The following is a 13,855-nucleotide window of genomic DNA, read 5'->3' as shown; positions in this document are numbered from 1 at the left end:
TTTAAAGTTTAGTTCAAATATAATTGCTCTTCCTGGAGGTAAGACCGCTGCTGACTTTCCCAATCGAGCTTAATATGCCATACCCCTTTTTTCAGGTTTTTAATTGGGAGACGGTAGACCGACTTTGATGTAATAAAATGAATACGTTGGTCTAAAGATCTGTTGGATGACCTTATAAAATCGACCATTCCCTTATTATTTTCTTCTGCAAAAGAAAGCACCAAACTATCTCTCACGACGTTCAAGGTAACTTTTCGTTGATACCGAACAAGATTTTCCTTCTTTTTATAGACACGCTCATAGTCCAACCCCTTCTCATAATAGTCTGTCTCTTCAAGCGTGTCTGTGTCTTGGTTGACCATATAGATTCCAACAGCAACGATGGATGACATGGCGATGGCCATTCCTATAACGATTCTCATTCCCCAATTCATACCCTAATTATTAATACAATCTTTATTTACGTGAGGCTGCGGGCGGTGCGACAAAATTGGTCCTCATTTTTTTCAGGATTTTCCCTTCAGAACTAATATTTACTACGACATCGGTTTTATATACGTTGATAGATTTTTTAGGTCTTATCAAGAATAGGGAAAACCGTACCGTTTCACCTGGTACCAATACCTTTTTAGCTTGAAGCACTTGAACTGAAAAATGCTTATCAACGCAGCTAAGATCAAAAGGGATATCCTTGGACGATTTATTTGTAAGCTCCATATTATACAGATTGGTAACAGTACCATCATCTCTGAAAATATAACTTGTACCGCTTGCCCGTAGCAAGGTTCCGTCTACTACATTTCTAGTGATCAGCAAGCTCAAAAATACACCGATAAGTACAACCAGAACCGCACTATAAGCAACCGCACGTTTATTTTTCTTTTGCGCCGATCCAAATTCAATCTCATTCTGTGAATAAAAACCGATTAGATTTTTTGGACGATGAATTTTTTCCATAACTCCATTGCACACATCAATGCATGCGGTGCAATTAACGCACTCCATCTGAATCCCGTTTCTGATATCTATTCCGGTAGGACATACGTGCACACATAAGTGACAATCCACACAATCACCACGCAAGTCGGCTTCTTGCCCTTTTCGAATAGGCCCTCTTGGTTCCCCACGTTTATAGTTATAGACAACGGAAATGCTCTGCTCATCCAGAAGTACCCCCTGCAATCGTCCATAAGGACAAATCGTTGTGCATACAATTTCGCGAACAAAGCTGAATACCGCGTAAAATACGAGCGTAAACAGCATAATGAAAATAAAACCGACGAGATGATTCTGTACGGGTTCGGTTATGATAGAAAAAAGCATATCAATACCGATAATGTAGCTCAAAAGTAAATTAGCAATCACGAAGGAAATAAGAAAAAACATGGTATGTTTACTTATTTTTTTCATCAATTTCTCTTTGGTCCAATCCCCTTCATTTAAGCGCCGCTGCTCGTTGGCATCACCTTCTATCCAATATTCAACGCGCCTGAAAACCAATTCCATAAAAATAGTCTGTGGACAGGCCCAGCCACACCAAACCCTCCCATATACAACCGTAAAAAGCACAATGCAGACCATGGCTATCAGCATGCCAAATACAAAAATGTGTAAATCCTGTGGATAAAATACCGCTCCGAAAACACAAAACTTGCGCTCAATTATATTGAACATTAAAAAAGGTTCACCCTCAATTTTGAGAAAGGGAGCTAGTAACAACAGCGTTAACAGGAAATATCCGACATATTGTCGATAGCTGAAAAGTCTACCGGTAACCTTTTTTGCATAAATCCAGCGCCTCTTATTCTTTTGTGTATTGGTTGCTAAGGCCATTTGTTTCATCTGTTCTTTTGTTCATTAGCATATCGCTCAATTCGCGCTTTGATGCTGTTCATTAAGATTTCCTTGGGGAGCCTTTGCGTTTGGCGGATTGGTACCCTGAAGTGATAAAATATAATTGGCTACTTGTGCTATTTTAGAAGGTGATAACTGCTGCTCCCAAGCGATCATGCCTTTATCGGGCACGCCGCGTTTTATGGTCTTAAATACGTCTTTTATACTAGCCCCATGAAGCCAATAATTGTCCGTGAGATTCGGACCGATTCCCCCTTCTCCAACGGCACCATGACAAGCAATACAGTTTTGATCGAAGATCGCCTTTCCTTCGGCAATTACCTCCGGACTTTTGTCTACTTCAACGGAATTTTCATCCACATTGTCTACTTGGCTCGCTAAATAGGCTTTACGCTCTTGTTCGGCCACGCGCATTTCCTTCTTATATTCATCGTTCTGATTCATCCCCCAACCAAAAACGTGATAAACGGATAAATAAACGACACCAAATACCATGGTAGCGTAAAAAAGCCCCATAAACCAGGCGGGTGTTGGATTATCCAATTCCCTGATATCATCATAAGCATGGTCAATTACTAAGTCTTCTTCCTCCGAAAGCGGACGTAATCCCATTACATTATTCCACCATTGTTTTAAGTGCGCACGCTTTTCCTTTTGTTTAGCCTTGGTAGCCGCTTTCGCAGCAGCCTCAATTTCAGGCATCATCACATGAACAATCGTCTTAAACGCCTTATTTAGTACGATCGCCGCAATTAGCACCGTCAACACCACGATTAACAGGCTTATCAGTAAAACATCCTGATGGATATTTCCGCTTCCCCAGCCCCTTTCGGACGTCGCATTATTTATCTGTAATAATAAGTTATTCATACCTGATCGTTAATCTAAAACCTGTTCGTTTTCCATTTTTTCATTTTCCAGTGGAAGTTGGCTCATGTAATCGCTGTATGGCTTTCTCATGCGAAACAGCCATATGGCCACAAAAACAAAAAACACAAAGAAGATCCATAACGAGAGGATAAGATACCACTCATCTCCTCCTAAATCTATTATTTGCTTAAACATATTTAAATATTTATTTTTCAGTTACTTTTATATCCGTACCTAACCGTTGTAAGTAAGCTATTATGGCAATAATTTCTCGGTCATTTAGCACGTCTACCTCACTTTGTTTCAAATCGTCTACAATAGATTTCGCTTGCTGTAGCAGGTCTTTATTTGCGTAATTTTCATACTCCTTCGGGTAGGGAACGCCCAATTTACGCATGGCTGTAATTTTTGCAGCGGTACTCGCCGTATCTATTTTTTGATTGATCAACCAGGGATAAGGAGGCATAATACTCCCTGGTGAGGTGAGGGTAGGATCTAGCAAATGGTCATAGTGCCATTTATTTGGGTATTTTTTACCAACACGATGCAAATCGGGCCCTGTGCGTTTTGATCCCCAAAGAAAGGGGTGGTCATAGACAAATTCGCCCGCCTTACTGTACTCTCCGTATCGAACGGTTTCTGAGCGAAAGGGACGAACGGTCTGTGAGTGACAATTAACACAACCTTCTCGGATATAAATATCCCGACCTTGCAGTTCTAAAGGCGTGTAGGGCTTCACGCTACTGATGGTAGGAACATTCGATGAAATCATGAAAGTTGGCATCATTTCAACCATACCACCGATCAGTATAACAATAAGGGCAATGACCATAAAAAGTGCCGGTTTACGTTCCAGTCTTCTATGAATTGATTTCTCATTCGTATGGACGGGAGGAAGCGCCATCGCTTCTGCCGGTTCATTGGCAATTAATTTCCCCTTCTGCATGGTACGAATAAGGTTATAGGTCATTAGTAAAGCACCGCTAAGGTATAAAGCACCACCTATTGCCCGCAACATATGCATAGGAAGGATCTGTAGAGTCGTCGACAGAAAAGTGGGATATTTCAACACACCCTCTGGCGTAAATTCCTTCCACATAAGCCCTTGAACGACCGCGGCCCAGTACATTGGTATGGCATAAAAGAGAATACCGAGGGTACCAACCCAAAAATGCACACTAGCCATTTTTTTAGAGTGTAAAGTCGTGCCATATATCTTCGGAATAGCCCAATATAAAATGGCAAAGGTCATGAAACCATTCCAACCCAATGCACCTACGTGCACATGTGCTACAATCCAATCGGTAAAGTGCGCAATTGCATTTACCTGTTTTAAAGAGAGCATCGGTCCTTCAAAAGTTGCCATGCCATAAGCAGTTAGCGCAACCACCATAAATTTTAGAGTAGGTTCCGTACGTACCTTATCCCAAGCACCTCTCAAGGTCAATAAACCATTAATCATACCGCCCCAGCTTGGAGCGATCAGCATGATTGAAAACACAACACCTAACGATTGGGCCCAACTTGGCAAAGAGGTATACAGCAAATGGTGTGGCCCGGCCCATATATAGATAAATATGAGCGACCAAAAGTGGAGTATGCTTAGTTTATACGAGTAAACCGGTCTGTTCGCCATTTTTGGAAGAAAATAGTACATCATACCTAAATAGGGTGTTGTCAGAAAAAAAGCCACGGCGTTATGGCCATACCACCATTGTACCAGTGCATCTTGTACTCCTGCATATAAATAATAACTTTTCCAAGCAGCAATCGGTAATTCAACGGAGTTTACGATATGAAGCACTGCAATCGTTACGAAGGTTGCTATATAAAACCAGATGGCAACATACATATGACGCTCGCGTCTTTTGATAATCGTTCCGAACATATTGATGCCAAATACGACCCAGATAAGCGTTATCGCAATGTCAATTGGCCATTCAAGCTCAGCATATTCGTGTGAAGTGGTGAAACCGAGCGGTAAAGTGATCGCGGCTGCGAGAATAATCAATTGCCAGCCCCAAAAGTGAATACGGCTCAATAAATCGCTATACATACGGGCCTTGAGAAGGCGCTGTAGGGAGTAGTAGACGCCCATGAAAATTCCGTTACCGACAAAGGCGAAAATAACGGCATTGGTATGTAGAGGTCGTATTCTTCCGAAGGTTGTAAAGGGTGTATTAAAATTCATGAAAGGCCAGACTAATTGTACTGCTACGAGAAGTCCGACAGACATGCCTACAATTCCCCAGAAAATAGTGGCTATACCAAAATTTCTTACAATTTTGTTATCGTAATTGAATGTTTCAAGCTGCATAGTTTAGTATTTTTACGGAGGTAAAAGTACGATGGTCCAAATAGCCGACGAGTGATATTGATCGGACTAAAAGGTGATTGTTATCACTTATTTAATTCGCTCTCATCTACCCCTTTTTCGTTTTCTTGCCCATCGAAAATAACATCATCTTCGAAAAGAATACGTATGGCCGGGGTGTAGGTATCATCGTGTTGTCCATTCTTATTCGCCCAAAAAAAAGCGCCTAAAAAGAATAACGCGATGAACACACTACAAGCTATCAAAAAGAATATTGCGCTCATTACAAAGTATATTTACGAGCATAAAGCCTGGTTGTCAAACTGGTGAAACTAATAATGGTGATGGTGCTTAAAGGCATTAAAATCGCAGCTAACAAGGGCGATAGATTGCCTTGTGTCGCGAAATACATACCCACTATATTGTATAGAAGGGAAATAGCAAAACTACAGTAAATAATATGCATTGCTTTTTTTGAAAATCCGAGAAACCGACAGAACTTACTAAAAGATGTTCCGCTCATAATGGCATCACAAGCCGGTGAAAAATTATTAACATCATCACTCACCGCTAGTCCTAAATCAGCACACTTGAGGGCTCCTGCATCATTTAAACCATCACCGATCATCGCAACTTTTTTTCCATTTTGCTGTAAGCCGCTTATGTAATGCAACTTGTCGGCCGGTAGCTGATTAAAATTCAAATAATCTCGCTGAGGAAAAATAGACGATAAGGCGCTTGAATCTCGATCAACATCCCCTGATAACAAATGTAGTTCGTACGAACTGCTGAGTGCTTTGATAAGCGATTCCAGTCCATCTCGCCATTTTTGCTCCATGGAGAAAACACCTCTTACATGTCCACCAATTCGTACATAGGTGCCAGGCCCTTTATAGAACTGCTCATCGGTACCAACAACAAAAGAATAACTTCCGATTAAAACTTCCTTATTTTTTATGATCGCCCGTATTCCCTTTCCCGGTATTTCAGCATAAGAGCTTATCGGCAACATTTCGCAAGTACCCTGTAATGATTGAACTATTTTACGACTGAGTGGATGGTTGGAATTTCGACATACAGAAAACACCATGGATGCTTCCGTAGCTGGCAAGCTACCTTTGAATGGGAGTTCCTCCTGATGAAGCGTACTGATGGTCCCTGTTTTGTCAAACACCAGCGTGTCGATCCCCGCCATTTTTTCAATAGCCAAGGTATCCTTCATAAATAGACCATTCCGATCAAAAACGCTAAGTACCGCTGATAGCGTAAACGGTGAGCTTAAAGCCAGTGCACAGGGACAACCGATAATGAGAACGGCCGTAAAGGCCGACCATGCTCGCCTGGGTTCGCCTATGTAAAACCAAAAAAATAAGCTTATAAAAGCAATCAATAAGAGAATGGGTGTAAAATAACGACTGATTTTATTGCTGAACGATTGAAAGGAAACTTGCCCTTTCTTATTTTTCTGATCATTCCAAAGGCTTGTTAAATAACTTTGTGACACGGGTTTCACCACCTCCAATTCAATTGCTTGTTCGGTTTGTTTGCCACCTGCATAAATAATTTCGCCAAGTATTTTATCAACAGGGTTTGATTCACCAGTGACAAAACTGAAATCAATACAGGCAGCTCCTTTTAACAAAATCGCATCTGCCGGAATAATTTCATTGTTTCTGATCAAAATACGATCACCAACCTGTAACGCGGACAATGCCACTGTTTTTTCTTCGCCTGCATCAATTTTGGTAACCGCTACCGGAAAGTAAGATCGGTAGTCTCTTTCAAATGAAAGATGATGATACGTCTTTTGTTGTACCCATCGCCCAATCAGTAAAAAGAATAGTAAGCCACAAAGTGTATCGGAAAACCCAGCTCCCGAGCCAGTTAAAATCTCCCACACAGAGCGAAGAAAAAGAACGATTATACCTAAAGTGAGCGGAATATCTAAGTTTAGACGCCCTTGCCGGATACTTTTAATACTAGAAACGAAATAATCTTGCCCGCTATAGAGCATAATGGGCAAGGTAAAAAGCAAATTGACAACACCAAATAGCTGGGCATAGTTTCTCTCAAAAGTCCCTAGTCCAAAATACTCCGGAAAACTGATCATCATTGAATTGCCAAAACAAAAACCCGCAACAGCTATTTTTCTCACCAGTCTATTGCTGTCTTTTTTCTTCCTTTTCGACGATGTGTCTTTCAGGGTAATGATCGGTGCATAACCGATTTCTGTGAGTAGTTCAACTAGTTGCTTTAGTTTTATGATGTCGTGGCAAAATGTAATACGTACCTCTTTCCGTAGAAAATCGGCACGTGTGTTGGTTATACCTCGATGAAGCTTATGAAGTTTTTCCAATAACCATATGCAAGAACTACAATGTATAGTAGGGACATAAAAAGTAACGACGGCTATATGATCATCTTTATAGTCCAACAAGCTATTTGCGATGCTTTCATCTGCCAAATAAAAGTACTGGCTCTTATCTTTACGGACGGAGATGCCTGGATGTGTATTGTACTTGTAATAATGCGTAAGTTTATGCTGGTTTAATACCTGATAAACGCTTTTGCAACCTAAGCAACAGAAATCATGGCCGTCAACCTCATAATTCGCTTTTACAACTACGTCACCACAATGGAAACAATGCTGTTCCTTTTGTATGTCCTTAAGCGGGGTCATATCTTATACAGCTTTACTAAATAATGGTTTATTTGCCGTTTCAGCATGATGATATTCGTCAAAAGCCATACAAATAACGCGTAGGAATGACTTACCAAGATCTGTTACAATCAGTTCTTTTGCTCCAAGTAAAACTAAACCATCTGCAATAAGCGGTTTTAGCCTTTTTAGAACTCCCGGTGAACCTTGTACGTCAGACAAAGGAAGCCTACCTTCACACATTAGGCGAAGTATCTGTTTTTTTACGGAAAGATCGTGCTCCGTTTGTAAATGGCCTTTTTGAAGCGGAAACTGTCCTTTTTCGACCATGCCTCGGTATTCTTCTACTGTTTTTACATTTTGGGCGTAGGCTGTTCCTACATCACTGATCGCCGAAACACCCAGTCCCAATAGGAGGGAAGGCCTGATATCGGTATACCCCATAAAGTTGCGATGAAGTTTACCTACTCTAGCTGCAAGTGCTAAACTATCGGTCGGAAAAGCAAAGTGGTCCATGCCAATATCTATGTAGCCCGCATTTACAATCATCTCCTTTCCAACATAATAGAGTTCCAATTTTGCTTCATCCGATGGCAGATCATCTTCCGTATATAGGCGCTGCCCTGGTTTCATCCATGGAACATGCGCATAACTATAAAAAGCGATTCGATCCGGATGCATAGCGATAGTCATTTGAATGGTGTCTTTAATCCGCAACAAAGATTGCTTTGGTAAGCCATAAATAAGATCAAAATTGATCGATGTATAACCGATTCGTCTTGCTTCTTGCGTAACACGAATAACGTCCGCAGGGCTTTGTTTTCTATTGATTATACGTTGCACTTCGGCGTCAAAATCCTGAATTCCTAAACTTAAACGTCGAAACCCCAGCGCAAACAATGCATCCAGGTGTTCACGTGTTGTATTTGCAGGGTGGGCTTCAAAAGAAAAAGCTGCATGTTCATCAACATGCGCATACTGGATAATTTCTTTGATGAGATAGCTTAAGTTCTCCGGACTAAAAAAAGTTGGGGTTCCACCTCCTAAATGAAGATCTACAATTTTTGGTTTTACGCTCATTTGTGCCAAATACAGTTGCCATTCTTGAAGTACCGAATCGATATAAGGTCTCTCAACGCTATGATTTTTTGTAATCCGTGTATTACAACCACAATAGGTACATAATCGCTCACAGTAGGGTAGATGTATATACAAACTGATTTCACCGGCCACATTAGCGGCAACTCGCATAGCTGATACCCACTGGTCAACTGTCCAATCAGTAGTTACCCAATATGGGACAGTCGGATAACTCGTATAACGCGGTGCAGCTATATTATATTTTTTCGCGCAGTTGATCAATTGCTTTTCCATACTACTTTGCTAGATTTCTTCTGTATTATGTTTATTCGTACTAATGCAGTCATGACAGCAACAGGCACGGCCGACACAGCGGCCAGCCTCCCATAAATCTAAATTGTGAATGGTCTGTTTGGCTGTATTTTCAATCGACTGATCGTTGCTGGGATTATTGGCTACTTTAATACCTAGTTCCGCAGCACTTGCTAAGTCGATATGGGCAGTTGATTTCGATCGGGTGATCACATTCTTTACGCCCATTTGTTTGAGAGAAATAAGTAAGGACTTGTCCAAAACATCTGTTCCGGAAATAATAATAACAGTCTTTCCTGCGCAATAAGGTAGAGTGGAAGCATTCAACGCATTCGAAATAAGCGTTAAATCATGCGTTTTGGCATTTGATCGAACAAGGTGTTCTTTTTCATCGACATTTATACTGTAAGCGGTGGCTTTCATAGTGCTGATTCGTTATCGCTATTTTTATAGCGCCTAAACAAAGCTAAATTGAATCGAGCACGAACACGATGAATCCTGTCATACAAAAAAGTAATATTCATTACTTTTTTGTATGACAGGATAAACACACTTCAATAATTATTGTTTAATGGTACTCAGCTTAGAAATGGAATGAATACGAATTGCATTCCCCTCTTTTGAAAGTAATTTTTCCTCTTTAAAATCCGCTAAGGTCCGGCTAATCGTTTCATTAGCTGTTCCCGCGAGGGCTGCCAGATCATCCCTGGAAATACGGATCACACATTCGTCGGCATTTTGGTCTCCTAAAAATTTTTTCGATACAACCACCAAGGCATCGGCAACCCTTTTTCGTACGGTGTGATAGGCCAACCGTAATAATTGCTCCTCCTTTTCCCGTATGTTTTCAGAAAGTAAACCAATAAATTTCTGAGCAATGGCCGGATTTTGGTATAGCAGCTCAAAAAATACATCCTTATTAATCAAACATAGTTCCGTTTCCTCAATCGTTTGGGTATTATCAGAATATTTTTCGTGTGCCAAAAGTGCCTCATAACCAAAGTAATCCCCCGTTGTAAAGATATTAGTAGATAATTCGCGTCCATCATGATAAAAGAGATAGCTCCTAACTTTTCCGGATTTAACCTTGTAGATATAAAGTGGTTTATCCCCTTCCTCATAAATGCTCTGCTTTTTTTTATAATTTTTTGCCCTTCCTTTAAGATGCAAATCGTTGAGGAGATGATTTTGATCTTCTTCACTTGCTATATGCAAGGGCTTCCTTTTATCAGTAATCTCCTTCTTTCTAAGTCTCGTTTCGATCGCATTAAGCAATTCTACATCATCAAAAGGTTTCGTCAGGTAATCATCGGCCCCCATTTCCATTGCTTTTCGCATATCGGCACGCTCTGCCTTTGCTGTAAGGAAAATAAAGGGAATGCTTGCAGTTTCCTGATGCTTTCCTAACAGGAACAAAACACCGTAACCATCCAGGTTAGGCATCATAATATCGCAAAGTATAATATCAGGTTTATTTTTTAGCGCCAGTTCAACACCTGATCTGCCTTCTGTAGCACTAAACACCCGATACCCGGCCAGTTCCAAAATCTCCACTGTGCTTTCTCTAATATCATCGTTATCTTCAATGATCAATACGTTTTTCATGAAAACTATTTTTTATCTGCTTACCAAAGACATGAAACCATTAACTAATTAATTTTTAAAGATCAATGTAAAAGTCGTTCCTTTATTAACTTCGCTCTTACACATTACTTCACCTTTCATTAAATGTACGTATCGCTTTACGATATTCAATCCAAGCCCCGTCCCTGGAATATTTCCTGTGTTATTCGCTCTAAAAAAGGGTTCAAACAGGTTTTTTTGTTCATCAAATGGAATTCCTATCCCATTATCTTTGATCGTAATAATACAGGAATCTCCGTTTATTTCGCTATTAAACTCAATAAACGTGTTTTCACCCGAATATTTAATAGCGTTTGAAATGAGATTAAGAATGCTATTCTTAAGAAGATTTGGGTCGATCCGAAATTTGCCAATCTCGCCGGTATGCTGGTAAACAATATGTTGATTCTGCTTTGCCAAAAGCTGCATTTCTTCAATAATATCTTCTGCTAATCTGATTAAATTGACTTCTTCCTCAACAGCAGTGACTTTTCCTGCTTCCAGACGTTCCAAGGATAGAAAATCGTTGAGAATATTCGTAAGCAATTGAACGGACCCTTTAATTTTGTTCGTATGCTTGGTAATATTATCAAAATCATGTTTGTCCAGATACTTTTCAATTAAAGATGCTGAAAGTTGTACGGAGCTAAGGGGAGTTCTAAATTCATGAGAAGCCATAGAAACAAATCGGGATTTCATTTGGTTAAGATCCTTTTCCTTTTCTAAAGATAGGCTAACATCCGCTTTAGCTTCCTCTAACTCACCAATCAGTTTAATAAGATCCTTGGTTCGTTCTGTAACCTTCATCTCTAGTTCCGCGGTATATTCTTTCAATTTCTCTTCAGCCTCTTTTTGCTTAGAAAGATCATGAATAAAACCCGTAAAGATTTTCCGATCTTTATAATTCACTTCACTTACTGCTAAACGAAACGGAAAGGTCGTCCCATCTCGACGTTTTCCTCTTACTTCACGACCTATTCCTATAATATGTTTTACACCGGTCGTCAGGTAATTGTGGATATATGAATCGTGCCGACTGCGGTCGGGTTCGGGCATTAACATCGAGATATTATTACCAATGATTTCGCTGTTATCGGAGTAACCGAATAAGGCCATAGCAGCCGGATTGATTGACTCTACAATCCCTTTGTTGTCAATTGTAATAATACCATCAATCGCATTGCGAATAATCGCCTCAAGTAATTTCCCTGTTTCCATATAAGCACCTTAAGCACCCAATATAAACACTTTTACCGTAACAAAAAAGGCGCGTTGAAACGCGCCTTCCGATTTCTTTCAAGTGCAAAATTTTATTTTTTATTTTTGCCCGCTTGTTGTTGCTGACGCATATACTCTTCCATTCTTTTTTGGAAGGTTGATTTTTTACTTGCCTCAGGTTTCTTTTTATTGGCTTGTATCATCGCGTGTATCTTCTCATCATTAATTGATTGTCTAATGAAGAACTGTATTACAAACGTTAAACAGGTCGATAAGAAGTAGTAATAATTAAGACCCGCAGGATAACTATTCAATACAAAGAAAAATATTAATGGCATAAAATAACCGATATATTTCATTTGTCCTGTTGCTCCGGACACCATATTGTTATACCAGGTGGATAGTAGCGTGGCACAAGTCATCAATATACACATTAAACTAATGTGATTTATATTGATGATCGGGATCATCGGAAAATTAACTATTGAATCGTAGGTTGACAGATCTTTCATCCATAAAAAACTTTCCCCCCTCAGTTCAAAAAGATTAGGAAAGAAAAAGAAGAAGGCGATCATGAAAGGCATTTGTAAAAGCATCGGAATACAGCCTCCCATCGGATTCACACCGGCTTGTTTGTAGAGTTTAAGATATTCCTGCTGTAATAATGTTTGGTTATCTTCACCTACCTTTGCTTTAATCTCATCCATTTCAGGCTTCAGTACCCGCATTTTAGCCATCGAAACATAGGACTTATAGGTAAGCGGAGAAAGTACAATCTTTAATAATACCGTCAACACCAAAATAATGAGACCATAGTTCCAATTAAAGCCTTCCAATAGGTTAAACACTGGTAGCGTAATAAAGCGGTTGATCCATTTCATTGGTCCCCAACCCATATTGATCTGCTTTTCCAAATCGTGTCCTTGATCCTTTAATATGCTGAACTTATTAGGTCCAAAGTAAAAAGACATTGGATACGTATTAACGTCCTGTCTGTTAAAATCAAGGCTCATATTAGCAGCAAACGATTTTACAATTTCGTCACTATTAACAGTGCTTACCTTAAGCGTACCTCCATTAAAGCTATTCTTTGCGATCAAGACATTAGAAAAGTAATGCTGCTTAAAGGATATCCAATCAGTTTTTCCTACATCCTTTGTTTCATCCTTGGTGGTACTTAATTCATTAACATCGCCGTCAAATTCCTTAAAGTAAGCGGTCGAACGATTCCGCTCATCCTTCATATCTTTTTCTTTCTGCGGAAGATCGGCTTGCCAATTCAGTACTAATTTAGTCTCGGTAGGAGCCACCACATCTTGCATACCTTTGGTTACAATGGTAAATCCTAACTGATGGCTGTTACCTTTCAGGCTATAGACATAGTCGATATATTTATTCTCAGCATAAGACAGTCGCATAACCAAAGAAGCCGAATCCGTATTCTCTACCACAATGGGCTCTTTAGCCTGCGGAATAAAATAAAGGTCATTCGTATTAATGTTGACACCGGCCGTTGAAAACTGTAAACCAAAGCGATTTTTGTCACCTCCAAATAATACCAAAGGTTTTCCAAGGTAATCTTTTTCTCCTTTTACTTCAACAGATTTAACGCGGCCACCCTTTGTACTGATTGTTGCTTTGATAAATTCATTTTCAAGTGAAATAAGTTCTTCGTTTCCTACTTTCGCGCCACCAAAAGGACCCGACATTTGCGTCGAATCTACTGTAGAGGCCTCTAAACCTTGTTGTGCTGCAAAAAGACTATCCGTCGTTTTTTTTGTTTCAGGACTTTTGGCCTGCGCTATGGAATCCTGTAGCTGTTGTTCCTTTTTAATCTCCTCTTCCGAGGGTTTCATAAAAAATACCGAACCTGCCAAGATGATCATAATCAGGAACAGGCCAGTAAAGGTATTTCTATCCATCTT

At 39.9% G+C, this 13,855-nt stretch carries 12 protein-coding genes; all 12 read right to left on the bottom strand.

Features of this window, described 5'->3' with window-relative positions; all coding sequences use genetic code 11:
- Positions 1–8: 8 nt before the first annotated feature.
- The 12 genes from FKG96_RS15195 to yidC all read right to left on the bottom strand — a co-directional run bounded on the left by FKG96_RS15195 (position 9) and on the right by yidC (position 13,852).
- Entirely contained in the window at positions 9–422 is a 414-nt protein-coding gene (locus FKG96_RS15195) for a FixH family protein (protein WP_165447044.1), read from the bottom strand.
- Positions 423–456: 34 nt separating this feature from the next.
- Entirely contained in the window at positions 457–1,842 is a 1,386-nt protein-coding gene (gene ccoG / locus FKG96_RS15190) for a cytochrome c oxidase accessory protein CcoG (protein WP_130857713.1), read from the bottom strand.
- Between the two features lie 27 nt (positions 1,843–1,869).
- Positions 1,870–2,724 carry a cbb3-type cytochrome c oxidase N-terminal domain-containing protein gene (locus FKG96_RS15185; RefSeq protein WP_130857714.1) on the bottom strand — a complete coding sequence of 285 codons (855 nt, stop codon included), beginning with the start codon at positions 2,722–2,724 and terminating at the stop codon, positions 1,870–1,872.
- Positions 2,725–2,733: 9 nt separating this feature from the next.
- A complete protein-coding gene (locus tag FKG96_RS15180) occupies positions 2,734–2,919 on the bottom strand; it encodes a hypothetical protein (protein WP_013666785.1) in 186 nt (61 codons plus the stop codon).
- Between the two features lie 10 nt (positions 2,920–2,929).
- On the bottom strand, positions 2,930–5,041 hold the full coding sequence (ccoN, locus tag FKG96_RS15175) for a cytochrome-c oxidase, cbb3-type subunit I (protein ID WP_130857715.1): 2,112 nt from the start codon (positions 5,039–5,041) through the stop codon (positions 2,930–2,932).
- An 83-nt stretch (positions 5,042–5,124) separates the two neighbouring features.
- Positions 5,125–5,322 (bottom strand): cbb3-type cytochrome oxidase assembly protein CcoS, encoded by a 198-nt coding sequence (gene ccoS / locus FKG96_RS15170; RefSeq protein WP_013666783.1) that lies wholly within the window; start codon positions 5,320–5,322, stop codon positions 5,125–5,127.
- Positions 5,322–7,718, bottom strand: coding sequence for a heavy metal translocating P-type ATPase metal-binding domain-containing protein (locus tag FKG96_RS15165; protein WP_130857716.1), 2,397 nt, complete (start codon positions 7,716–7,718; stop codon positions 5,322–5,324). The genes ccoS and FKG96_RS15165 overlap by 1 nt, the downstream gene beginning before the upstream one ends.
- Before the next feature lie 3 nt (positions 7,719–7,721).
- Positions 7,722–9,071, bottom strand: a complete 1,350-nt coding sequence (hemN, locus tag FKG96_RS15160; protein ID WP_130857717.1) for an oxygen-independent coproporphyrinogen III oxidase — start codon at positions 9,069–9,071, stop codon at positions 7,722–7,724.
- 9 nt (positions 9,072–9,080) lie between these two features.
- Entirely contained in the window at positions 9,081–9,512 is a 432-nt protein-coding gene (locus tag FKG96_RS15155) for a lactate dehydrogenase (protein WP_130857718.1), read from the bottom strand.
- Between the two features lie 138 nt (positions 9,513–9,650).
- Positions 9,651–10,694, bottom strand: a complete 1,044-nt coding sequence (locus tag FKG96_RS15150) for a response regulator (protein ID WP_149105705.1) — start codon at positions 10,692–10,694, stop codon at positions 9,651–9,653.
- A 48-nt stretch (positions 10,695–10,742) separates the two neighbouring features.
- Positions 10,743–11,930 carry a PAS domain-containing sensor histidine kinase gene (locus FKG96_RS15145; protein WP_130857720.1) on the bottom strand — a complete coding sequence of 396 codons (1,188 nt, stop codon included), beginning with the start codon at positions 11,928–11,930 and terminating at the stop codon, positions 10,743–10,745.
- A 92-nt stretch (positions 11,931–12,022) separates the two neighbouring features.
- Complete coding sequence (gene yidC, locus FKG96_RS15140; protein WP_130857721.1) at positions 12,023–13,852, bottom strand: membrane protein insertase YidC; 1,830 nt, start codon at positions 13,850–13,852, stop codon at positions 12,023–12,025.
- Between the last annotated feature and the right edge of the window lie 3 nt (positions 13,853–13,855).

It is taken from the genome of Olivibacter sp. LS-1 (assembly GCF_008245145.1).
GTDB lineage: Bacteria > Bacteroidota > Bacteroidia > Sphingobacteriales > Sphingobacteriaceae > Olivibacter > Olivibacter oleidegradans.
The sequence above is the reverse complement of the archived record's forward strand: the minus strand, read 5'-3'. Positions and strand labels throughout refer to the sequence as shown.